At 57.6% G+C, this 20,942-nt stretch carries 24 protein-coding genes and 2 tRNA genes; 14 read left to right on the top strand and 12 right to left on the bottom strand.

The genetic code is table 11. From position 1 onward, the window contains the following. Positions 1-80 precede the first annotated feature (80 nt). The 4 genes from FHJ80_RS02325 to sdhC are packed head-to-tail and all read right to left on the bottom strand — an operon-like array spanning position 81 to position 3,316. Positions 81-791, bottom strand: coding sequence for a succinate dehydrogenase iron-sulfur subunit (locus FHJ80_RS02325; protein WP_016914530.1), 711 nt, complete (start codon positions 789-791; stop codon positions 81-83). A 27-nt stretch (positions 792-818) separates the two neighbouring features. Next, on the bottom strand, positions 819-2,594 hold the full coding sequence (sdhA, locus tag FHJ80_RS02320; protein ID WP_139525438.1) for a succinate dehydrogenase flavoprotein subunit: 1,776 nt from the start codon (positions 2,592-2,594) through the stop codon (positions 819-821). A 3-nt stretch (positions 2,595-2,597) separates the two neighbouring features. Beyond that, positions 2,598-2,945, bottom strand: a complete 348-nt coding sequence (gene sdhD / locus FHJ80_RS02315; protein WP_139525437.1) for a succinate dehydrogenase, hydrophobic membrane anchor protein — start codon at positions 2,943-2,945, stop codon at positions 2,598-2,600. Continuing rightward, positions 2,939-3,316, bottom strand: coding sequence for a succinate dehydrogenase, cytochrome b556 subunit (sdhC, locus tag FHJ80_RS02310; RefSeq protein ID WP_196781579.1), 378 nt, complete (start codon positions 3,314-3,316; stop codon positions 2,939-2,941). Before sdhC ends, sdhD begins: the two co-directional genes overlap by 7 nt. 488 nt (positions 3,317-3,804) lie before the next feature. Between sdhC and gltA the strand changes: the two genes are divergently transcribed. Both gltA and FHJ80_RS02300 read left to right on the top strand, forming a co-directional pair. Beyond that, a complete protein-coding gene (gene gltA, locus FHJ80_RS02305) occupies positions 3,805-5,091 on the top strand; it encodes a citrate synthase (RefSeq protein ID WP_139525436.1) in 1,287 nt (428 codons plus the stop codon). A gap of 99 nt (positions 5,092-5,190) precedes the next feature. Further along, entirely contained in the window at positions 5,191-6,072 is an 882-nt protein-coding gene (locus FHJ80_RS02300) for an NAD(P)-dependent oxidoreductase (RefSeq protein ID WP_139525435.1), read from the top strand. A gap of 375 nt (positions 6,073-6,447) precedes the next feature. On the opposite strand, the gene FHJ80_RS02295 is transcribed toward FHJ80_RS02300, so the two are convergent. The 3 genes from FHJ80_RS02295 to gltX all read right to left on the bottom strand — a co-directional run bounded on the left by FHJ80_RS02295 (position 6,448) and on the right by gltX (position 8,258). Continuing rightward, positions 6,448-6,523: transfer RNA gene (locus tag FHJ80_RS02295), tRNA-Glu, on the bottom strand. Positions 6,524-6,574: 51 nt separating this feature from the next. Further along, positions 6,575-6,650: transfer RNA gene (locus FHJ80_RS02290), tRNA-Ala, on the bottom strand. A 129-nt stretch (positions 6,651-6,779) separates the two neighbouring features. After that, positions 6,780-8,258: a glutamate--tRNA ligase gene (gene gltX / locus FHJ80_RS02285; protein ID WP_139525434.1), complete on the bottom strand. Its 1,479-nt coding sequence runs from the start codon at positions 8,256-8,258 to the stop codon at positions 6,780-6,782. Positions 8,259-8,544: 286 nt separating this feature from the next. Here gltX and FHJ80_RS02280 point away from each other — a divergent pair, with 286 nt between their 5' ends. After that, a complete protein-coding gene (locus tag FHJ80_RS02280; protein ID WP_139525433.1) occupies positions 8,545-9,069 on the top strand; it encodes a helix-turn-helix domain-containing protein in 525 nt (174 codons plus the stop codon). Between the two features lie 21 nt (positions 9,070-9,090). On the opposite strand, the gene FHJ80_RS02275 is transcribed toward FHJ80_RS02280, so the two are convergent. The 5 genes from FHJ80_RS02275 to FHJ80_RS02255 form a co-directional block, all read right to left on the bottom strand. Then, positions 9,091-9,669, bottom strand: a complete 579-nt coding sequence (locus tag FHJ80_RS02275; RefSeq protein ID WP_139525432.1) for a hypothetical protein — start codon at positions 9,667-9,669, stop codon at positions 9,091-9,093. Positions 9,670-10,792: 1,123 nt separating this feature from the next. Then, complete coding sequence (locus tag FHJ80_RS02270; protein ID WP_139525431.1) at positions 10,793-11,401, bottom strand: hypothetical protein; 609 nt, start codon at positions 11,399-11,401, stop codon at positions 10,793-10,795. Between the two features lie 74 nt (positions 11,402-11,475). Continuing rightward, a complete protein-coding gene (locus FHJ80_RS02265) occupies positions 11,476-12,237 on the bottom strand; it encodes a DNA adenine methylase (protein WP_139525430.1) in 762 nt (253 codons plus the stop codon). Between the two features lie 126 nt (positions 12,238-12,363). Further along, entirely contained in the window at positions 12,364-13,407 is a 1,044-nt protein-coding gene (locus tag FHJ80_RS02260; protein ID WP_139525429.1) for a phage portal protein, read from the bottom strand. Then, positions 13,404-15,182 (bottom strand): terminase large subunit domain-containing protein, encoded by a 1,779-nt coding sequence (locus tag FHJ80_RS02255; RefSeq protein ID WP_139525428.1) that lies wholly within the window; start codon positions 15,180-15,182, stop codon positions 13,404-13,406. Before FHJ80_RS02255 ends, FHJ80_RS02260 begins: the two co-directional genes overlap by 4 nt. Before the next feature lie 146 nt (positions 15,183-15,328). On the opposite strand from FHJ80_RS02255, the gene FHJ80_RS02250 reads away from it, so the two are divergent. From FHJ80_RS02250 to FHJ80_RS02205, 11 genes are all read left to right on the top strand, one after another. Then, positions 15,329-16,141: a GPO family capsid scaffolding protein gene (locus tag FHJ80_RS02250; RefSeq protein ID WP_139525427.1), complete on the top strand. Its 813-nt coding sequence runs from the start codon at positions 15,329-15,331 to the stop codon at positions 16,139-16,141. 9 nt (positions 16,142-16,150) lie between these two features. Further along, complete coding sequence (locus FHJ80_RS02245; protein ID WP_139525426.1) at positions 16,151-17,224, top strand: phage major capsid protein, P2 family; 1,074 nt, start codon at positions 16,151-16,153, stop codon at positions 17,222-17,224. Further along, positions 17,224-17,904 (top strand): phage terminase small subunit, encoded by a 681-nt coding sequence (gpM, locus tag FHJ80_RS02240; protein ID WP_139525425.1) that lies wholly within the window; start codon positions 17,224-17,226, stop codon positions 17,902-17,904. The genes FHJ80_RS02245 and gpM overlap by 1 nt, the downstream gene beginning before the upstream one ends. 110 nt (positions 17,905-18,014) lie before the next feature. Then, a complete protein-coding gene (locus FHJ80_RS02235) occupies positions 18,015-18,500 on the top strand; it encodes a head completion/stabilization protein (protein ID WP_139525424.1) in 486 nt (161 codons plus the stop codon). Further along, on the top strand, positions 18,497-18,721 hold the full coding sequence (locus tag FHJ80_RS02230) for a tail protein X (RefSeq protein ID WP_139525423.1): 225 nt from the start codon (positions 18,497-18,499) through the stop codon (positions 18,719-18,721). The genes FHJ80_RS02235 and FHJ80_RS02230 overlap by 4 nt, the downstream gene beginning before the upstream one ends. Before the next feature lie 23 nt (positions 18,722-18,744). Beyond that, complete coding sequence (locus FHJ80_RS02225) at positions 18,745-18,948, top strand: hypothetical protein (protein ID WP_044627847.1); 204 nt, start codon at positions 18,745-18,747, stop codon at positions 18,946-18,948. After that, complete coding sequence (locus FHJ80_RS02220; protein ID WP_139525422.1) at positions 18,938-19,423, top strand: lysozyme; 486 nt, start codon at positions 18,938-18,940, stop codon at positions 19,421-19,423. Before FHJ80_RS02225 ends, FHJ80_RS02220 begins: the two co-directional genes overlap by 11 nt. Then, complete coding sequence (lysB, locus tag FHJ80_RS02215; RefSeq protein WP_139525421.1) at positions 19,420-19,842, top strand: Rz-like lysis system protein LysB; 423 nt, start codon at positions 19,420-19,422, stop codon at positions 19,840-19,842. The genes FHJ80_RS02220 and lysB overlap by 4 nt, the downstream gene beginning before the upstream one ends. Continuing rightward, entirely contained in the window at positions 19,742-19,987 is a 246-nt protein-coding gene (lysC, locus tag FHJ80_RS17530) for an Rz1-like lysis system protein LysC (RefSeq protein WP_369692942.1), read from the top strand. The genes lysB and lysC overlap by 101 nt, the downstream gene beginning before the upstream one ends. Continuing rightward, the gene (locus FHJ80_RS02210) at positions 19,950-20,441 is read left to right on the top strand and encodes a phage tail protein (protein WP_176558201.1); all 492 of its coding nucleotides are present in this window, start codon (positions 19,950-19,952) and stop codon (positions 20,439-20,441) included. Before lysC ends, FHJ80_RS02210 begins: the two co-directional genes overlap by 38 nt. Then, positions 20,434-20,892, top strand: a complete 459-nt coding sequence (locus tag FHJ80_RS02205; RefSeq protein ID WP_139525419.1) for a phage virion morphogenesis protein — start codon at positions 20,434-20,436, stop codon at positions 20,890-20,892. Before FHJ80_RS02210 ends, FHJ80_RS02205 begins: the two co-directional genes overlap by 8 nt. The last annotated feature ends 50 nt before the right edge of the window (positions 20,893-20,942 follow it).

Raw genomic sequence — 20,942 nt, 5'->3', positions numbered from 1 at the left:
AACAAGCGAAGCGCCACGATTTAAGTAGCTTTATGCTGCAACTTACGTGGTACACGCTTTTTCTTCATGGGATTAGATAGTTACGTAGCGTCCGCAAGCAACATTTCACGAATTTTACCAATTGCACGGGTCGGGTTAAGACCTTTCGGGCACACGGCAACACAGTTCATGATGCCACGGCAGCGGAAAACCGAGAACGGATCCTCCAAGCTGGTCAGGCGCTCACGGGTTGCGGTATCGCGGCTGTCGGCCAGGAAGCGGTAGGATTGCAGCAGGCCAGCAGGACCCACGAATTTGTCCGGATTCCACCAGAACGACGGGCACGATGTGGAGCAACACGCGCACAGAATACATTCGTATAGGCCGTCCAGTTTGTCGCGCTCTTCCGGCGACTGCAGGCGCTCAATGGCCGGTGCCGGGGTGTCGTTCTGCAGATACGGCTGGATACGCTCGTACTGTTTATAGAACAGCCCCATGTCGACCACCATATCGCGGATGACCGGAAGACCAGGCAGCGGGCGAAGTGTCAGCTTGTTGTTTTTCACGACGTCTGACAGCGGCGTGATGCACGCCAGGCCGTTTTTGCCATTCATGTTCATGCCGTCGGAACCGCAAACACCCTCACGGCAGCTGCGGCGATAGGCCAAACCGCTGTCTTGCTCTTTCATCAGATGCAGAACATCCAGCACCATCAGATCGCGGCCTTTGGTATCGACCTGAAACTCCTGCATATAAGGTGCGGAGTCGGTTTCCGGATTGTAGCGGTATACGGATACCTGAAGATTGGACATGGTGACTCCCTCTCGTCGGTGCGGAGATTAGTAGGTACGAACCTTGGGCTCGAACGTATCGACGGTTTTCGGCTTGAAGTTGACGTCGCGCTTCTTCAGCTCTTTGCTGGCCGGGAAGTAGAGCGAGTGTTTCAGCCAGTTGACATCATCACGGTCAGGGTAGTCGTAGCGCGAGTGGGCACCACGGCTCTCTTTACGCTCGAGGGCAGCAATCGCCGTTGCTTCTGCCACTTCCATCAGGTTGTCCAGCTCCAGCGCTTCGACACGAGCCGTGTTGAACGCGTTGGATTTGTCCGGCAGGTGCGCATTGGCAATGCGGCCACGCAGGTCCGCCAGCTTTTTGACACCTTCTTGCATGTTTTTCTCTTCACGGAATACACCGAAAGAGTTCTGCATGATGTCTTGCAGCTCGGCTTTCAGTGCCGGAATGCTTTCGCCACCCTCTTCGGATTCGTTCCAGCGCGTGATGCGCTTCATGGCGAACTCGATGTCCGACTCGGAAGCGTCGAGGTATTCGATACCTTCGTTCAGCGCGCCTTCGATGAACATACCCGCAGCACGGCCGAAGACCACCAAGTCGAGCAGTGAGTTACCGCCCAGGCGGTTGGCACCGTGGACCGATACACACGCCGCTTCGCCACAGGCGAACAGGCCGTTGACGATCTGGTCGTTACCATTTTCGTCTTGAGTGATCGCTTGGCCATGGATGTTGGTCGGAATACCGCCCATCATATAGTGGCAGGTCGGGACGACAGGAATCGGGTCTTTCGCCGGATCGACATGGGCGAAGGTCTTGGAGAGCTCGACGATCCCCGGCAGACGCTTGCCAAGGACTTCTTCGCCAAGGTGATCGAGTTTCAGGAAGACGTGATCACCCTTCTCGCCACAGCCGCGGCCTTCGAGAATCTCCATGACCATGGAGCGTGCCACCACGTCTCGACCCGCTAAGTCTTTGGCGTTCGGTGCATAACGCTCCATGAAACGCTCGCCGTCTTTGTTGATCAGGTAGCCACCCTCACCACGGCATCCTTCGGTCACCAAGGTGCCCGCACCGTAGATACCGGTCGGGTGGAACTGCCACATTTCCATATCCTGCATCGGGAAGCCCGCGCGCAGCGCCATGCCGATGCCGTCACCGGTATTGATCAGAGCGTTGGTGGTAGAGGCGTAGATACGACCCGCACCGCCCGTCGCCAGAACCGTGGCTTTCGATTTGACGTGCACCACTTCACCAGTTTCGATGCACATGGCGATACAGCCCACTACGTCACCGCTGGCGTTCTTGACCAGGTCGACTGCATACCACTCGTTCAAGAACGTGGTGTTGTTCTTGAGGTTGTTTTGGTACAGGGTGTGCAGCAGTGCGTGGCCGGTACGGTCGGCGGCTGCACAGGTGCGCGCTGCCTGACCGCCTTCACCGAAGTTCTTCGACTGACCGCCGAACGGACGCTGGTAGATGCGGCCGTTATCGAAACGCGAGAACGGCAGGCCCATGTGTTCCAGTTCGAAGACCGCTTTGGGGCCTTCGGAGCACATGTATTCAGCGGCGTCTTGGTCAGCAATGTAGTCGCCGCCTTTGACCGTGTCGTACATGTGCCAACGCCAGTCATCGTTCGGGTCGGCGGAGGCGATGGCACAGGTAATACCGCCTTGAGCAGAAACCGTGTGAGAGCGCGTCGGGAACACTTTGGAAAGTACGGCTGTCTTTTTACCGGATTTTGCTAGTTCGAGCGCCGCACGCAGGCCAGAGCCACCGCCACCGATGATGATGGCGTCGAATGTCAGGCTACGAAGGTTAGACATGTATCAAGCTCCCCACAGAATTTGAATGCCCCACACGAGGTACACGAAGATGGCCAGAATGATCAGCGTCTGGGCACCCACGCGCAGGCGAGTGGACTTGAGGTAATCGGTGGTGACGGTCCACAAACCGATCCAGGCGTGCGCAGCGATCGAGATAAACGCCAGCAGCGAGAAAATACGCATCCAGGTTTGCTCGAACAGGCCGCTCCAGGTGTAGTAATCCAGGTTCGGATTCAACAGCAGGTAAGCAACGACGAAAACGGTATAGAGGGCCAGCACGACCGCAGAAACACGCTGCATCAGCCAGTCAGACAGACCGCTACGGCCAAAACTCGTAATGTTGGTTACCATACCCAAACTCCTGCCAGAATGATCAGAACCGCGCTTACCACGACGGTCGCCTGTGCTTTTTTCACGCCACCTTCTAAGGTCACCCCAATATTGGCGTCCATCAGCAGGTGCTTGATGCCTGCCACAAAGTGGAATGCCAAGGCAGACAGCAGCCCCCACGCAACGAGCTTGGCAAAGAAGTTGTTGGCTAAGGCACTGCTGACAGCATCGAAGCCAGCCGGAGATGATAGGGATTTACCCAACGCCCAAAAAGCGAAAATCAGGCCAACGAACAGGATCACACCCGTGATACGGTGTGTAATCGACGTTAGCGCCGGTAGTGGGAAATGTATCGTCGTTAGATCTAGGTTTACGGGTCGTTTGCTATTCACGGCGTTATACACACTCTCTTGGCCCGCTCTGCGACAGGTCGGGCATAGCCCGAGCGGGCAGTGGTTGCTGGAAGGGGCTCGGCCGTTGCCAAGTCGGGCACGACCACCTACCTGCCGGTCGCGCGCCGTGGATTATAAGAACCTTAGCCCCTGCTGACAAACCGATCTCAGGCTTAACTCGACCATGGTGCAAGAAAAATGCCGCCTACCCGAGTCGATTTTGCGATGCAGCATGGTTATAGTGACAGGAGATTGATGGTTTGATAAGCCTGTTAACGTATCGTCAATCCTCTGGCACTTCGCTACTATGAACACCTCATTTATCATATACAAAAATTGTTCATAACAACAATCTCTGTACAAGCATAGCTAGCGCTTAGGCTAATTGACAAAATGTCGCACACTTCTATAGTGGGCAAGCCTTTTCGCCGGCGCGGTATGCGAAACAACGACTTTACGTCCCAAACCGAATTCGAAAGGAGGCCAGCATGGCTGACAGGAAAGCGACATTGACGGTAGACGGTCTCGACAAAACGATCGAGCTACCCATGTATTCCGGCACACTTGGCCCCGACGTCATCGACGTGCGCGGCTTAGGCGCCGAAGGCCTGTTTACCTACGACCCCGGCTTTATGGCCACCTCTTCCTGCCAATCTGCCATCACCTATATCGATGGCGGCAAGGGCGTACTGCTGCACCGCGGTTACCCCATTGATCAACTGGCGAAAGAGTCGAACTTTGTAGAAGTTTGCTACACCCTGCTGTTTGGTGAGCTGCCCAACGACGAGCAGTACGCTGATTTCGAATCACGTATTCGCAATCACACCATGGTGCACGACCAGATCAACAACTTTTTCAAAGGGTTCCGCCGTGACGCGCACCCAATGTCGATTCTGTGCGGTGTCGTGGGCGGCCTAGCAGCCTTCTACCACGATCACATGGACATCACTCAGGAAGAAGACCGCGTCATCAGCGCGATCCGTTTGATCGCCAAGATGCCGACCCTGGCCGCCATGTCGCACAAGTACAATGTGGGCCAACCGTTCAATTATCCGCGCAACGATCTGAGCTATGCAGAGAATTTCCTCTACATGATGTTCAGCAACCCGTGCGAAGAGTACAAAATCAACCCGGTATACGCGAAAGCCATGGACCGCATCTTCATGCTGCATGCGGACCACGAGCAAAACGCCTCTACCTCTACCGTTCGTCTGGCAGGCTCAACTGGCGCCAACCCGTTTGCCTGTATCAGCGCGGGCATTGCGGCCTTGTGGGGTCCTGCGCATGGCGGTGCCAACGAGGCCGTGCTCAACATGCTGGACGAAATCGGCGACGATTCCGAAGAGAACATTCAGCGCTTCGTGGATAAAGCGAAAGACAAGAACGATCCCTTCAAACTGATGGGCTTCGGTCATCGCGTCTACCGCAACTTCGACCCACGCGCCAAAGTGATGAAAGAGACCTGCGACGAAGTACTGGCCGAGCTCGGCATGGCCGACGACCCGCAGCTCAAAATCGCCAAGCGCCTGGAGCAAATCGCACTCGAAGATGAATACTTCATCGAGCGCAAACTGTATCCGAACGTCGATTTCTACTCAGGCATCATTCTGAAAGCCATGGGCATTCCGACCAACATGTTCACCGTGATCTTTGCGGTGTCGCGTACCATTGGTTGGATCTCCCACTGGCATGAAATGCTCAGCGAAAGCTACAAAATCGGCCGCCCGCGCCAGCTGTACGTCGGTCACGAAAAACGTGACTATCCCAGCAAGTGATTTGGCAGCTAACGCGCTAATGCATGCATAGGATGACGAAGGCCACCCACGGGTGGCCTTTTGTTTGCTCGTACTTCCTACCAACAACAAAGGTGCTTTATGCAATCTATCAAAACCGTTGCGTTTATCGGCCTTGGCGTCATGGGCTACCCGATGGCCGGCCACCTCGCCAAGCAGGGCCTCACCACGCGGGTTTACAACCGCACCGCAAGCAAGTCAGAAGCATGGGCTAACGCCTTTGGCGGCACGGCTCACGCGACACCCGCCGAGGCAGCCCAGGGGGCCGATTTGGTATTGGTGTGTGTCGGCAACGATGACGATGTGCGCCAAGTGACCATGGGCAGCGATGGTGTACTGAGCACCATGACCAGCGGGAGCTACCTCGTCGATCACACCACCGCGTCAGCGGATTTAGCGCTGGAGCTGGATGCTGCCTGTCGAGAAAATGGCGTAGCGTTTATTGACGCCCCCGTGTCAGGCGGCCAGCAAGGTGCCGAGAACGGCGCACTGACCATCATGTGCGGCGGCGAGCAAGCGCATTTTGATGCCGTCGCCCCTTTCCTGAATCATTACGCACGTGCCGTCACGCTCATGGGCGCTGCCAGCAGTGGTCAGCTCACCAAAATGGTGAATCAGATCTGCATTGCAGGCTTGGTACAAGGCTTGGCGGAAGGCCTGCACTTTGCTGAGCAAGCCGGACTCGATCAGCACCAAGTCATCGACGTCATTTCCAAAGGCGCTGCAGGGTCTTGGCAGATGGAGAACCGTCATAAAACAATGATTGCTGATGAGTATAACCATGGTTTCGCGGTGGACTGGATGCGCAAGGATCTGGGGATATGCCTCGAGCAAGCGCGACGGTTAGACGCCACCCTTCCTGTCACGGCGTTGGTCGACCAATTCTATGCGGACGTACAGCGTATGGAAGGCGGCCGCTGGGACACGTCATCGCTACTAAAACGGCTGCGCAAACCTGAATAACGCTTGACTTTTTGGCACTCGCTGCCTAGCCAGGGTTTTCCACACTATCTGTGGATAACCCTGTTCACAACCACTAGAAAACGCCCCACAATCGCCATGAACAGTGACTCAACCTTAAATTGGTTATTTTTTAACCTAATATAACTGATTGATTTTAAAGAGCTTACGCTAAATTGCTGATTTTTTGCTTCATCTTTATGTGGTTGTGCACAACCCGATCCTCCAAGTTACAAAAGTGGACAAGTCAAGCACAATATGGACAAAAAACGCGTGAAATAGACGCAAGTTCTAGACGACGGGAATGCAAAAAAGGCAAGTGAGAAGACTCATTGCTATTCGCGAATCGAAATGATTTAAGGAGAGAAACAAAGAGAGTGGCGTCCCATAGGGGGTTCGAACCCCTGTTCCCGCCGTGAAAGGGCGGTGTCCTAGACCACTAGACGAATGGGACGTTGTCAGACCTTAGATATCTTGGACAATCAACATCAGGGATGGCTGATATTGGTGGAGCCTAGCGGGATCGAACCGCTGACCTCAACACTGCCAGTGTTGCGCTCTCCCAGCTGAGCTAAGGCCCCACATGTCGCGAAGACGGAGCGTATATTACTGATTCGCCTGATCTTCGTCAAGCCTATTTCCCGAAGAAAACGCCACGCGTTCATAACTAGACCGCGCGACGCTCTCTCCATTTTCATACCAGGGGTCAATTACAGATCGCGGTACTCTTTTTCAAACCGCTTCGCTTGCTTTTTGGAAACACCCCCTAACACGTCAATAGCGTTACGCAACCGCGCACGTGTCACATCGGAGCCCAAGATAGCCATCGCATCCATCACCGAGGTACTGGACGCACTTCCGGTGATGGCAATGAACACCGGTGCCAAGAACACTTTCATTTTGAGCTCGAAGTGCTCTGACAATGTTTTCACCTCGGCCAGAAGTGCGTCTTTATGCCAAGCAGAAACGGCCTCGAAACGCCAAACCAGGAATTGCAGCAGCTTGACGAGTTCTTCGTCGTCCAGCTTTACGCTATCAAAGTCATCTTTACTGATCGCTGGCAAACCTGAGAAGAAATGGCCAGCGAGCGGTACGACCTGAGAAAGCGTCTCTATCCGTGGACGCACTTGCGGCAAAATCTGTTTAACGTACGCATCGTTGAACGCCCATTCGCGCAGCGCCTGAAGCAGGGCGTCGTCATCCAAATCTTCTCGAATGTAAACGCCGTTTAGCCACGTTAACTTCTCCAGATCGAACACGGGACCACCGAGGGAGACGCGCTGAATATCGAATTCCGCCATCATTTCTGACAGGCTGAATTTTTCACGCTCGTCGGGCATCGACCAGCCCATGCGCCCTAGGTAGTTGGTAACGGCCTGGGGTAAAAACCCCATGCGACGATAGTAGTTGATCGATGTGGGATTCTTACGCTTGGAGAGCTTGGACTTATCCGGATTACGCAGCAACGGCATATGGCAGAGCTGCGGCATTTCCCAGCCAAAGTACTCATATAGCAGTTGGTGCTTCGGCGCGGAGTTGATCCACTCTTCACCACGCAGTACGTGAGTAATGCCCATCAGATGGTCATCCACCACGTTCGCCAGATGATAGGTGGGCATACCGTCTGACTTCATCAGAATCTGCGCATCGACCTGCGCCCAATCGACCTCGATCGTGCCGCGCAACATGTCGCTCACCACACACACACCCTCGCTGGGTACGTGCATACGAATGACGTACGGCCAGCCTTCTTGCTCACGGCGTGCCTGCTCGTCGACGTCCAAGGCTAGATCGGCTGGCTTCAGCGCTAAGTGTAGGCCCGCCTCTTTGCGAGACTCACGCAGTTCGCCCAACTCTTCGCTGGTGCGGTAACATTTGAAAGCATGACCAGCATCCAGCAGCCGCTGGGCGTGCATCGCATAGATATCGCCACGTTCGCTTTGGCGATAAGGGCCATGTGGGCCACCAACGTCAGGACCTTCATCCCACTCCAACCCCAGCCAGCGCAAGGAATCCAAAATCATCTGTTCGGACTCGGGAGTCGAACGCACCCGATCGGTATCTTCGATACGCAGAATGAACTGCCCGCCGTGCTGACGAGCAAAGCAGAGATTGAACAACGCAATATAAGCAGTACCTACGTGCGGATCGCCTGTAGGAGAAGGCGCGATACGAGTGCGAACGGTCATCAACGGATCCTTTTGGCAATTAAGCGTGGCGCCATTATACGCACCCTTAGATCAACCAACAGCCTCCATAAGGGAACGAGTTTGGCTTAAAAGCGTCTGAACGAGTGCTCAAGGATCGTCGATAGGAAGATGCGCGCTAATGCACAATCGCTTAGTATGACGCAGTACCTATGATTCGTGTTCGTACATGAGAAAACATTGCGTCTTTCTCAGTATGATCAGAGCGCCACCTTGCGGGTGGAAGTACATTCAACGAGCTGATTCAGCTCATCGACAGGAAAATGAAATGGAATCGCTAGGCTCACGTATCAAGCAACTGCGGCTTAGGGCCAAGCTCAACAAGGCTGCCCTTGCACGTAAAGTTGGCGTGTCAGATGTCACCATTTCTTACTGGGAGTCCGGGGCGATTAAACAGATCGGCCACGAGCGTCTAGTGGCGCTCGCCGATGCCCTCGATTGTTCGCTGGCTACCCTGCTAGAAGGTGATAGTGCACCTCAACTGTTAACCCTGAGCCATACGGGTCCCCTCCCCTGGGAACAGGTTCAGGCCACGACCATTACCGTGCCGCATCATCTGCCGTTGAAGATCGACTGGAAAGCGCCCTGCGTGATGGCGACCCCGGGCAAAGACACGGATTTTTCACCCATTGCATCCGGGGATTTACTCCTGCTCGGCCCAACACATGTGTTCCATAAGGCGGGCCATTACTTGGTCCAGCGGGATAACCGCTTCGTGATCGAACACTTTGCGAAAGCGCCAAGTGACATCTCTATCCATGCCGTATTACTGGCACACTGGTGTCCTGCCTAAAGCAACTACCTCCCCATCCCTTTAGTTGTCCTCAATCACCTCCACCTGGTCGCGCGTCCGTCTTGGTTCATTGCCAATCAAGAAACGGCGCGAGTAGGTGGCTATCTGCCCTAGACCGTGGCGGGATTGGCTGACCAGCTCTCCCGCCAAGTATTCGCCTTCTCCACCAATGCGTTCCTGCACGCTTTCTGGCTGAACGGCAGCCTCACCTAACTGTACCGTAACCCAATAGCCCCCATCCGGTAGGCCGCTGCCAGAACCAAAGGGCCCCGCTTCGAATTTACCGTCCATCACTCGCGTACGCGCTTGCCAACGGACGCGGCTTAGCTCCCGCTCGATAATCACCTGCACTTGGGCGTTATCCGGCAAATTGGTGTCGCCTTCTACCATTAGGCGGCGATCGGGACGCAGTGACGCTGACGTCGAAATAACGACTTCCAGGGGCTCCACCTGCTGCGTTGGCGGTTCCGGCTCAGAGGCGCGCTCTTCGGCCACGGAGTTAGGCTGGGTTTGTGAGACCTCTTCCTCCGGCCCGCTGCACCCGCTCAATAGCAGGGCCCCGACTAACGCCACGCCAACATAACCGAGCGTCTTCCCCATAACGACTCCTCATCTTAATGTGCCACGCCTGCCTACCCAGCGTTGACTCTCACCATACCTTTTTTTGACCACAAAATACGCAAAGTGATGCAGGGGTTTATAAGAACTGATGAGGGCTGCGCGATGATTGAGACAGACCTCTCACCCCTCCTTAGAGACGCCATGCCTCTCCAATGGGGTCCACAGTGTTAGGACCTCAACAGTCGTACAGAGATAGCTTAGCTTTGTACTGTTCATAGCTTCTTGCGTACAATCGCACGCCAACGATGCCCCTTCGAATACATAGCCATGGTGCACCACCGCTTTTCGTTACACGGCAAGAAACTTGCTATTGGAACATTAGTGGTACATAGAGCATGACTTATAGATAGCATCTTATGATGCAAGTGATTGATATGAATAAACAAAGCCCAGCAGACATGGCACGCCGATTCTCCGTCGCGCCTATGATGGATTAGACCGAAACCCCGCCGTTAAGCCTCTCGTTAAGAACAAGTACCAAATTTGTGCCAACAAAATAGCGCTTTTGCTCTATTCGCCTATTGCATACAGATATGCGTGTGACGCGTGTGCGTGCGCATCATGCGTAAAGGTTACGCCAGAATGTTTGGGGGTCTCGGAAAAAGGTAATAAAGGTAACGAATCTAAGAAAAACAACCTAAGCTACTGAAAATAATAAAATTAAAACAGTCGTTCAAAAGGTAATAAAAAGGTGATCAATAGGTAACCACATTACCTTTTAAAAAGGTGAATTGAGCATTTTAAAAAAACATTAAATATCAATCACTTGAACAAAAATTACCTTTTGCATCACCTTTTATTACCTTTTAGAGGTAATCTATAAATCATTTAAAATCAGTTATTTAGGATCAAAAAAGAGCCTGATCACCTAGATTACCTTTTCTCGACACCCCCCATGCTTCTTAGAACTCCACCTCATGGCTGTGTCACTCCACCTGCTGTGTGAAGAAATTCGCATGATTCCGCATGAAAATTGGCGTATGAAATTTGGCTGTAGGCCCTAGTGACGGCGCGGCTTAGCGGCATGTGCATGGGTGCATAAAAACACACAGGTTTAGCGCGCAGGCGGGGCGGGGAGTCGACGGCGCGCTGAGTGTGGTGGCTATGAATCTGAATTAAGCATCTCGTACAGCTTCTGAGCTTTGTCCTCTTTATCTAAAGCAGTTATCAGATCCCAAGCAGAGTAGGCAAAGTAACCTCCCAAAACTGTGGCGGCAATTCCAAGAACAGCCACCAAAAAGACGTTAAGAATCTGTCCCACATCACCCTCCAAAAGCGCGGTTCCACCAGTCGTATAGACCTTTAGAAAGGCATTAAAGAGTAAGAAAGCACCAAACGTCATAGTGGCCGCACCAATCAAAGTTGCTGGCAGTCCGATGACAAGGGAAATGAGTGCTCGCTTGGTGCGGGAGAAATTGATCCAGCGTCCATGGGTAAGGTTGTGGGTGTCAAAGTCACATCTGAAAACTGGCGAAGTACGGCCAAATACGCTGAACGCTTCATGAGGACCCCAGTCACAACGCGCAAGACGATCAATAAATTTCGCCGATGCTCTCTTTTTATAAGCTTTGAAAAAGGCCGCCTCAAGCCGAAGTTGTCGGGCTAGGCTACCTTCATTCTCCTGATATTTTTCCAACGCATCGCACAGATCATCGAGACTACGCTGCCGATTGAAGAACCGTGAGATCAGGTTCAAAAAAAGCTCCTGCATGGGTCTGGCTCCTTGATTACGCACAGAAGAAACCGCCCTCATGGGGCGGTTTGGTTTATGCCTTGGCTACCAGCCTACCGGTTGCTGATGATCAGCTCTCCCCGCGGCTCAGTCGCCTTCTGCCCGACAGTGTATCGAATTTCGGTTGTCTGGATAGTTAGCCCTTTGAAGGCGTCGCGCATTTCTGGCGTGTCGTTGACGCTGATCACGAACTGCCCCTGCCCTGTTCGGGCAAGGTCGCCCATACGGTAGTACTCCTCCAGCGGGAAGTCGCAACCGTAGCCGGCGGTTCCCCAGTACGGTGGGTCGAGGTAGAACAGCGTGCCTTCCCGATCGTAACGCTTGATGCACTCTGCCCAGTCCAGGTGCTCGACCACTGTACGAGCCAAGCGTAAGTGCGCGGCGCTGAGATCTTCCTCAATACGCAGCAGGTTCATCCGCGGCGGTGACACAGCAGAAGTGCCAAACGTCTGGCCGCTGACCTTGCCGCCGAAGGCGAGCTTTTGCAGGTAGAAGAAACGTGCCGCCCGCTGGATATCCGTCAGGTGGCGAGGGTCGATCTCGCGTTGCGTGAGGTACTCTTCCCGGCTGATCAGCCCCCAGCGGAACTGTTTCACCAGCTCATCCGGGTGGTGCTTCACCACGCGGTAGAGGTTGACCAGCTCGCCATGGGCGTCGTTGATGACTTCCACTTTGCTGGGGGTTTTCATAAAGAAGAGCGCAGCACCGCCGCAGAAGGGCTCCACGTAGGCGGTGTGCGGTTTGAAGAGCGGTATGATCTGTTTAGCCAAGCGGCGCTTGCCGCCCATCCAGGGCAAAATCGGTCGATTCATCATCCATGATACCTGTTCAAACATACAGTATTGATATACAGTAGTGGGTATCGCTTGCGGGGCCGGGACGCCTCCACTGCTTTCAGGGATGAAACGAGCGATGTGCGCCTGGTCATGCCAGGCGCTTTTTTATTGGGGGTCTAGCGAATACTCCCGAAACCGAATCACCTCCTCCCCCAGCACATCGTTGATCTCACTGAACACCGCCTGCACCGGTTCCAGCTCGTTGGTAACGAACACCTTGGCGGCTTTCTCCACATCGCCAAACCCGCCGGTATTGTTGGGGATAATGCCCATCAGTTGCGGGGGGATGCGGTGGCCGGCGAGCTGGTCGTCGCGGGTAATGTTCTTGATCGCGGCGAAGTCGTCCTTGGCGGCCACCTCGCTGATCGGGATGATCTGGATGCCATCTTTCTTCCCGTTCGGGCTGTACAGGAACAGGTTGCGGAAGTTGCCCACGCCCTTCGACTCCTTCAGCGCGGTGCGCATGGCGTCGATGTCTTCCTGGTTATGGGCAGCGTCGGAGACGTACATCACGAACCCCGCGTGGGAGCCGTTCAGGTAGTACTTACGCCGAAAAAGCGTGGCGTTCTCGTTCAGGAAGATCGACTGCAGCGCGCCCAAGTAATCCGGCACGCCGTACACCTCCTGGTTAATATCCGGCTCCAACAAATGGATGATGCTGCCCTCGTCGAACTCGCTGCGCTCTGACCAGTTGGGCACCCAGAAGTAGCGGCTGAGATCCGCCCCGCGGCGAACGTACTTCGCCCGCGCTGGCTTCAAGGCCAGTAGTCTCCCCAAGCGGCCGAAGATCCGCTCCAGGTAGCAGTTGCCAAACACCAGGTAGTCGGTGGCCAGCGCGCTAAACGCCTGGCGGCTTAACAGCGGGTGGGGAATGAAAGAGCGCACCAGAATATTGCGCTTCACCTGAATGGCCGAGCCGTGGTGCGCCGTGGCCCGGTAGGTCTGGGCCAGCGCGGGAAAATCCACCGGCGGCTCGTACCACTCATTGCCCAGCATCCAGCAGCCGGTATAGAAAAAATCGTACCCATCGATCACCGGCGTCGGCTCACCGAAGCTAAACGCCTCCGCTTTGGCAGACGCGGCGGTGGTGTCGGTGTCTGTCACGTAAGCGGGCACGCGCACCCGTGGCTTTGCTGCCGCGTCGCTCATCCGTACATCTCCATTAGGGAACGGCCCGTGCCATGGTCGGCGGGGCCATCAAGAGGCTCATTGTGTAAGGCGTGCATGGTCGCCCACGCCAGGTCTGCGTGGCCGGTCTGGTTATTGCGCCCTGCGGTGTAGGTCATCTGGCGCCCGGAAGCGGTCAGCTCCCGGCGGATCGCCATAAACGACTGGGCGAGATCCACCCAGCCAGCATCGAATTCAAGCCGCCCCTTATTGATGATCTGCTGCGCCTGCATCACCAGGCGCGACTTCATTTCCGGGGTATAGCGGTACCGGGTCACGGTGGGGAAGAACTTCGCCACCAGCTGGGCCACGGCTTCACCGAGGCCCGAGGTATCAATGCCGATAAACGTCACGTTATAGCGGCGGGTCACGCTGCGGATAAATTCCGCCTGGGCTTCATAGTCGCGCCCTTTGAGGCGGTGGCGTTCCAGAATGCGGTGTTTGCTATCCGAGGTTTTGGGCGGCGCAACCACGACCAGACCCGCCCCATCACCATCCTCACCATCCCCCGCCGGGTCGTAACCAATCCATACTGGAAATTCGCCATACGGCCGAGGTGCGAAGGGCTTCAAATCCCGCCAGGCATCCCAGCTATCCACCATGCAGCGCTGCATCATCGCCAGCGGGAAGGCACTCTGCGTATCGTCCACGAACTCGCACATCAGCAGGTTCGCAAACTCGTCATCCGAGTATTCGAGGCGCAACTGGTCGATGTCGAACAGGTCACAGCCCCCGGCAATCGCATCCTCAATGGTCACGATCTGCCGCCACTGGCCATCCGGCCCCCGCGCCCCGTTTTTCAACGCCGCGTGGCTCACATCAATCTTCACCCGGTCGGCTTTCTTCTGGCGTTTGTTGAACCGGTCACCGGTCCAGAACGGATACGCCTCATGGGCCACCGAGGAAGGCGTGCTGAAGTAGGTCTGCTTCCACTTCTTGTGCATGGCCATGCCCGACGTCACCTTGCGGAACGTCTCGAAGCCATGAATCCAGAAGTATTCGTCTAGGTAGGTATCGCCGTGGTAGCCCTGGGCCGTCTTGGCGTTGGTGCCCAGAAAATGCAGCTCGGCGCCATTGGCGAGAATGATGGGATCGCCCTTGAGCTCCACCCCGGTCACTTCCTTCACGAACTGCACGATGTAGTGGCGAAAGATGTGCGCCTGAGCCTTACTCGCGCTCATGAAGATCTTGTTCTTACCGGTCTCCATGGCATCGGCAACCGCCTCCCGGGCGAAGTACCAGGTCGCGCCGATCTGGCGGCTTTTGAGCAGGTTACGAATGCGCTCATGCTGCCCCGCCCGGTACCAGCCCCGCTGGTAATCGAACAGCGAGGCCTCGAACGCCTCGACAATCTGAATCACCCCTTCATCGCCCACATCGTTACGGGCGGGCTTCTTCTTCGGCCCTTCGTTGCGGCGCTCGATGTTGGGGTTCAGGTCGGCTTCCTTCCCGCTGCCCTGGTACTTATGCACCCGGGCTAGCCGCTCGATCTGGCGGCCCAGCAGATCGATCTCCTTAAAATCCTTCCCCTCTTTCTGCTCCTTCCAAATCAGCTGCACCAGGCGCGCTTCCAACGCCCCCTCTACCCGCTGGGTCGGCGTGACGTCGTCCCAGGCGTCGCGCTTCTTCCACGAATCCACGGTGGCCCGTGGCAAATCCAGAAACTCGGCAATGCGCGCAATCCGCCACCCCATCCAATAGAGATGGCGGGCGGAAAGGCGGTGCTGGTCGTCGTCAATCGGGGCTTGGGCTGTCATGCCGCCAGCGTACCCGCGCAGGCACGGTCACGATTGCCCCGCCCGATGTAAGTAACACCACTTACACCCAGCCCTCATTGAGCCAAGGCCCCACTGCGGGGAACCTGACCGCAGCCAAACGCCCACCCACTCACCGAGGCCCGACCATGCCCTGGCACCGTATCGCAAAAGAAGGCGCAACCACCGATGGCCGCACCATCAGCGCCGAATGGCTCACCCAAATGGCCGCCAACTTCGACCCCGACAACTACGGCTGCCGGGTCAATATGGAGCACATCAAAGGCCTGCTGCCGGATGGCCCCTTCAAAGCCTACGGCGACGTGACCGCGCTCAAAACCGAGGAAGACGACGACGGCAAGCTCGGTCTGTTTGCTGAGATCGACCCCACCGACGAACTCAAGGCCATGGTCGAAAAACGCCAGAAGGTTTACACCTCTATGGAGATCGACCTCGACTTTGCCGACACCGGCGAAGCTTACCTGGTCGGGCTGGCGGTCACCGATTCCCCCGCCTCGCTCGGCACCTCCATGCTCAAGTTCAGCGCCTCTGAGGGCAAAAATTCCCCGCTGGCCGCCCGCAAACAGCGCCCGGAAAACCTCTTCTCCGAAGCGCTGGAAACCGACCTCTCCTTTAGCGATGAACCGCAAGAGCAAGGCCCTTCGCTTGCCGAGCGGGTCAAAGCGCTGTTCAAAAAGCAGGACGCCAAAAGCGCTGCGGGCTTCGAAGCCTTCCGCACCGAGCTGGAAGAAACCCTTGGCCTGTTCGTGGAAAAACACCAGGCACTCAGTGACACCCTGAAAAAGCGCCCCACGCAAGCCGCCTTCAATGAGCTCAAAAGCGCCCACGAAACGCTGAAAAAAGAGTTCGACGCGCTCTACACCCAGCTCGACAACACCCCCAACCGCCCGGCTCGCACGCACGCCACCGGCGGCGATACCGACATCGAAACCGACTGCTAAGAGACGCCCATGCGCAACGATACCCGCAAGCACTTCAACAACTTCGCCGCCAAAGTGGCGAAGCTCAACGGCGTCCCAGACGCTACCCAAAAATTCGCCGTCGACCCCACCATTCAGCAGCGGCTGGAAAAGCGCATTCAGGAATCCAGCGACTTCCTCTCGCGCATCAACATGGTCGGCGTCGATGAGCTGAAAGGCGAAAAGCTCGCCCTCGGCGTTACCGGCCCCATCGCCGCCCGTACCAACGTCGCCAACCAGGATCGTAAAACCCGCGACCTCACCACGCTGGATGCCCAAGGCTACGAGTGCCGAATGACCGAATTCGACACTCACCTGGGGTACGCCAAACTGGATGCCTGGGCCAAGTTCCCCAACTTCCAGTCCATGGTGCGGGATGTCATCGTTCGCCAGCAGGCGCTGGACCGCATGATGATCGGCTTCAACGGCACCTCCGCCGCCGCGCAAACCGATCCGATCGCCAACCCCTACCTGCAAGACGTCAACATCGGCTGGCTGCAGCAGTACCGCACCCACGCACCTCAGCGAGTGATGAAGGACGGCAAAACCAACGGCAAGATTCTCATCGATCCCACTGCCGAGAAAAATACGGAAGGCAAATTGACTGGCGGCATTCTAGGCGACTATGCCTCGCTGGACGCCCTGGTATACGACGTTATCAGTAGCCTCATCGCGCCCTGGTTCCGTCGCCTGCCGGGGCTAGTGGTCATCCTCGGCCGCAACCTGATGTCGGATAAGTACTTCCCGCTGCTCAACCAGCTACCGCCTAGCGAGCAGCTCGCCGCCGATCTGGTCATTAGCCAGAAGCGCATTGGCGGTCTGCAAGGCATGGACGTGCCCTTCTTCCCCGAAAACGCGCTGATGGTCACCACCCTGGATAACCTCTCGGTCTACTGGCAGAACGGCGCCCGTCGCCGCTTCGTCACCGAGAACCCCAAGCGCAACCGCATCGAAAACTACGAGTCCTCCAACGACGCCTACGTGGTGGAAGAGTTCGGCGCGGGCTGTCTGGTGGAGAACATCGAACTCTCTGAAGCCGCCATCAACGGTATCAAGGAGAAGTGATGACCAGCCCAGCCCGCCGCCACTTTGAACGCGTCAGCGCGGCCCTCGCCGCCGCTGACGCGGGAGAAGACCCCATGCAAGGCGAAGCGTATGAGCTGATGCAAGCCGCGCTGTTTGAAGACTATCGCCTGCTCAAATCCACCCAATCCATGGAGCGCAAAGCCGAGATCAAGCGCGAGATCCTGCCCAAATACGCCGAGTACATCACCGGCGTGCTGGAAGCGGGCCAGGGCGCACAAGATGAAGTGCTGATGCGCGTCATGCTCTGGCGCATCGATGTCGGCGACCTCGCCGGGGCCATTGCCATCGCCAAGTACGCCACCAAGCACGGCCTTACCCCGCCGGATCAATTCGAGCGCGGCACCCCCGCCATCATCGCCGAAGAGGTCGCCGACCAGGCGCTGAAGCAGCTGGATGAAGAAGGCGCAGACACCACCGCCCTGCTCGTGCACCTGGTGGATGTGGAAGCCCTCACCCGGGATGCGGATATGCACGACCAGATCCGCGCCAAGCTGCACAAAGCGCTGGGTTACGCCTGCCGAGCCACCGGCCAGCTAGACGATGCCCAGCACCACCTGGAACGCGCCCTCGCGCTCAACGACCGTATTGGCGTGAAGAAAGACCTCGAACGCCTGGAACGTGAACGCAAACAGAACGCTGCCGCTGCGCCCACGGGCTAGCGGCCAACCGAGTCGACCGCCGACGTCAGGGGGCGCGACGTAAGAGCCAGGCGTTTTAACGCTCACGCTCGAACGACGCCCACCCCCTTTTTATTCAAGTGAGGGAACCGATGAGCAGCTTTATCTCGGCAGGCACACCCAAAAGCGACACCTCCGAGCAGCCGCTCGACGGCCCGCTCGAAAACAACGGCTTCTGGCCGGACATCCAGCCCAGCGACTTTCGCGCCACGCATCGGCTAGACAGCACCATCACCCAGCCGCGCATCGAAAGCGCCCTGAAGGCCGCCATGATCACGGTCAACCGCGTGCTGCGCCACTGGCAGCAGGCCAAGGTCGAAGCGGGTTACCCCACCATGGCCTCGCTGCCCATTCCGGTGTGGCAATCGCCGGAAGTGTTCAACGTGCTCTACCTGCGCGCCGTTTACTCCACCGCTCACGCCAGCCTGCTTGAGCACTACGCCGATTATGACGCCACCAACGGCGCCCGGGAGCGCGGTGAACAGCTCCAAGCCCCCGCCGATGGCTACCGCCGCGACGCCGCCTGGGCGATCAGCGAGATCGAAGGGCGGCCACACAGCACGGTCGAGCTGATATGACCGGCGCTGCATCCACCACCGTGCGCGCCCAACAGCACGACACCCTGGATGCCATTTGCTACCGCGTCTACGGCACCACCCGTGGCGTCACCGAGCAGGTGCTGGCCGCCAACCCCGGGCTGGCAGAACAGGGGCCGGTGCTGCCCCACGGCACGCCGGTCATGCTGCCTGCCATTCCCCAGGCCACCCAACGCGCCCCCACGGTGAACCTGTGGGATTAACGTTCTAAACCGCCGAGGCCCGAATGAGCCACCACTTTGAAATCACCACCGAAAGCGCCAAAGCCGCGCCCCCGGCCATCGTCTCGCTGCTGCACGTCGGCGGCATGACGCCCGCCGACTGGGTCACGGTGCTAACCCTGCTCTACCTGGCGCTACAAATCGGGCTGCTGATTCCCCGCTACCTCACCCGCTTACGTGACTATTGGGAGAACCGCCGTGGGTCTTAAAACCAAGCTCGGCGTCAGCCTTGCCGCCGGGGCCATCAGTATCGCCACCGCCGTGGTGTCGTTTTATGAAGGGTACGAACCCACCGCCTACCGCGACCCCGTGGGCATCCCGACCATCTGCTATGGCCACACGGAAACCGCTCGCCTGGGGCAAACGCTCAGCCAGGCAGAATGCACCGCCCTGCTGCAGCAGGATCTCGGCGAGGCCTTCGCGGTGGTGGATCGCCGCGCCCAGGTCAAGCTACCGGAACCTACCCGCGCCGCGCTGGCCTCGTTCGTTTACAACGTCGGGGCCGGCAACTTCGCCCGCTCCACCCTGCTGCGCAAGCTCAACCAAGGCGACCTACGCGGTGCCTGCCACGAGCTCAGCCGCTGGGTCTACGCCGGGGGAAAACGGCTCAACGGGCTGGTTAGCCGCCGCGCCACTGAGAAAGAGATCTGCTTGGCAGGCTTAACACAGGAGACCACGCCATGACCCGCCTACTCGCCGCTCTTGCCATCCTGGTGCTCGTGTTGCTGGTCACCTGGGCGCTGTGGCAACGCACCCACGCCGCCGAAGCCCGTGCGGATCTTGCCGAACAGCAGCTCGCCCAATCACAGCAGCGGGAAGCAGAAAGCAAAGTGGTCATCGATGCGCTCTGGGAGAACGCCATGCGCCTAGAAAGCCAGCGCCGCGCCCTCGCTCAGCAGCAGGCCACACTCACCCGTACAGCGGCCAACCGCCTGGCCACCATTGAGGAGCTACACCGTGAAAATGCAGAACTTCGCGCTTGGGCTGGCTCTCGCCTGCCTGATGCTGTTATCCGGATGCGCCGCCGCCCCGCCGTCACCGGTGCCGACGCTTATCATCAATCAGTGCGCGACCCCCAGCCCCTGCACGCTCCCCGCGAGTAATCCCGAAACCAACGGCGATCTCGACCTGCAGCTAGAACGCACCGAAGCCGCCTGGGCACAGTGCGCCGCCGAGGTCGATGCCGTCATCGCCTGCCAAGAGGCCCACCATGCAGAAGCTCCACCTGCTACGCGCACACTTGATTAACGCGGTACCCGCCCTGGCGAAAGACCCCGAACGGCTGCTCACCTTCGTGGAAGAAGGCAGCATCGCCTTTCGCCGTGGCCCCAACCTTACCCACGAATACCAGTTCACCGCCCAGCTCGTGCTCACCGACTTCAGCGCGAACCTGGATACCATCATCGTGCCGCTGCTGCAGTGGCTGGCCGAGTACCAGCCCGACGCCGACCCCGCCGAGGCCATCCGCTTTGAAGCCGAGATCCTCAGCCACCAATCGGTGGATGTCGCCCTGCGGGTAACGCTCAGCGAACGGGTGCTCGCCAAGGTGGAATGCGCGACTGGGCACATTAAGGTCGACCGCGCCCTGCCCCGGTTTGATTCAACCGGCTGCCCGGATACCCGCTGGCAGCTACTGATCCGCGACAGCGAAGCCCAGGCGGAGTACACCCTGGTGGCCGAATGGGACGGCCCGCATGGCTGATAACATGGAAGCACTAGAAGAGTGGGTCGGCCCGCTGCTCGCCAATCTGGACGACCAACAGCGCCGCGCCCTGGCCCGCAACGTGGCTCGGGATCTTCGCCGCCGCCAGCGCGAACGCATCCGCGCCCAAACCAACCCGGATGGCACGCCCTACGCCCCGCGCAAAGAACAGCGCCTGCGCGCCCAGCAAGGCAGCATTAAACGGCGCGCCATGTTCAGCAAACTCTCCACCGCCAAATGGCTCAAGGCCACCGCCCAAGGCGACACCGCCGTGGTGGGCTTCTTCGGCAGCGTCGCCCGCATCGCCGCCACCCACCAGCGCGGCCTAAAAGATCGCGTCACCCGCGACGGCCCCCGCGTGGAGTACGCCCAACGGGAGCTGCTCGGTTTCACCGCGCTGGATCAAGAGCACATTATGGATTCCGTGTTGAAGCACCTCAGCCCCGGCTAAGCGGCTCGGTGTAAACCACCCCATTCACACCCGCCGCCGCTTCGCCTTCG

The organism is Halomonas sp. BL6 (assembly GCF_006228115.1).
Classification (GTDB): domain Bacteria; phylum Pseudomonadota; class Gammaproteobacteria; order Pseudomonadales; family Halomonadaceae; genus Vreelandella; species Vreelandella piezotolerans.
Note: the sequence above shows the minus strand (reverse complement) of the source record. Positions and strands in the feature narration are given on the sequence as shown.

Excerpts from the sequence above, each read along its gene's own strand:
- FHJ80_RS02325 (WP_016914530.1), bottom strand. The coding sequence starts at position 791 with ATGTCCAATCTTCAGGTATCCGTATACCGCTACAATCCGGAAACCGAC.
- sdhA (WP_139525438.1), bottom strand. The coding sequence starts at position 2,594 with ATGTCTAACCTTCGTAGCCTGACATTCGACGCCATCATCATCGGTGGC.
- sdhD (WP_139525437.1), bottom strand. The coding sequence starts at position 2,945 with ATGGTAACCAACATTACGAGTTTTGGCCGTAGCGGTCTGTCTGACTGG.
- gltA (WP_139525436.1), top strand. The coding sequence starts at position 3,805 with ATGGCTGACAGGAAAGCGACATTGACGGTAGACGGTCTCGACAAAACG.
- FHJ80_RS02300 (WP_139525435.1), top strand. The coding sequence starts at position 5,191 with ATGCAATCTATCAAAACCGTTGCGTTTATCGGCCTTGGCGTCATGGGC.
- gltX (WP_139525434.1), bottom strand. The coding sequence starts at position 8,258 with ATGACCGTTCGCACTCGTATCGCGCCTTCTCCTACAGGCGATCCGCAC.
- FHJ80_RS02280 (WP_139525433.1), top strand. The coding sequence starts at position 8,545 with ATGGAATCGCTAGGCTCACGTATCAAGCAACTGCGGCTTAGGGCCAAG.
- FHJ80_RS02275 (WP_139525432.1), bottom strand. The coding sequence starts at position 9,669 with ATGGGGAAGACGCTCGGTTATGTTGGCGTGGCGTTAGTCGGGGCCCTG.
- FHJ80_RS02270 (WP_139525431.1), bottom strand. The coding sequence starts at position 11,401 with ATGCAGGAGCTTTTTTTGAACCTGATCTCACGGTTCTTCAATCGGCAG.
- FHJ80_RS02265 (WP_139525430.1), bottom strand. The coding sequence starts at position 12,237 with ATGATGAATCGACCGATTTTGCCCTGGATGGGCGGCAAGCGCCGCTTG.
- FHJ80_RS02260 (WP_139525429.1), bottom strand. The coding sequence starts at position 13,407 with ATGAGCGACGCGGCAGCAAAGCCACGGGTGCGCGTGCCCGCTTACGTG.
- FHJ80_RS02255 (WP_139525428.1), bottom strand. The coding sequence starts at position 15,182 with ATGACAGCCCAAGCCCCGATTGACGACGACCAGCACCGCCTTTCCGCC.
- FHJ80_RS02250 (WP_139525427.1), top strand. The coding sequence starts at position 15,329 with ATGCCCTGGCACCGTATCGCAAAAGAAGGCGCAACCACCGATGGCCGC.
- FHJ80_RS02245 (WP_139525426.1), top strand. The coding sequence starts at position 16,151 with ATGCGCAACGATACCCGCAAGCACTTCAACAACTTCGCCGCCAAAGTG.
- gpM (WP_139525425.1), top strand. The coding sequence starts at position 17,224 with ATGACCAGCCCAGCCCGCCGCCACTTTGAACGCGTCAGCGCGGCCCTC.
- FHJ80_RS02235 (WP_139525424.1), top strand. The coding sequence starts at position 18,015 with ATGAGCAGCTTTATCTCGGCAGGCACACCCAAAAGCGACACCTCCGAG.
- FHJ80_RS02230 (WP_139525423.1), top strand. The coding sequence starts at position 18,497 with ATGACCGGCGCTGCATCCACCACCGTGCGCGCCCAACAGCACGACACC.
- FHJ80_RS02225 (WP_044627847.1), top strand. The coding sequence starts at position 18,745 with ATGAGCCACCACTTTGAAATCACCACCGAAAGCGCCAAAGCCGCGCCC.
- lysB (WP_139525421.1), top strand. The coding sequence starts at position 19,420 with ATGACCCGCCTACTCGCCGCTCTTGCCATCCTGGTGCTCGTGTTGCTG.
- lysC (WP_369692942.1), top strand. The coding sequence starts at position 19,742 with ATGCTGTTATCCGGATGCGCCGCCGCCCCGCCGTCACCGGTGCCGACG.
- FHJ80_RS02210 (WP_176558201.1), top strand. The coding sequence starts at position 19,950 with ATGCAGAAGCTCCACCTGCTACGCGCACACTTGATTAACGCGGTACCC.
- FHJ80_RS02205 (WP_139525419.1), top strand. The coding sequence starts at position 20,434 with ATGGCTGATAACATGGAAGCACTAGAAGAGTGGGTCGGCCCGCTGCTC.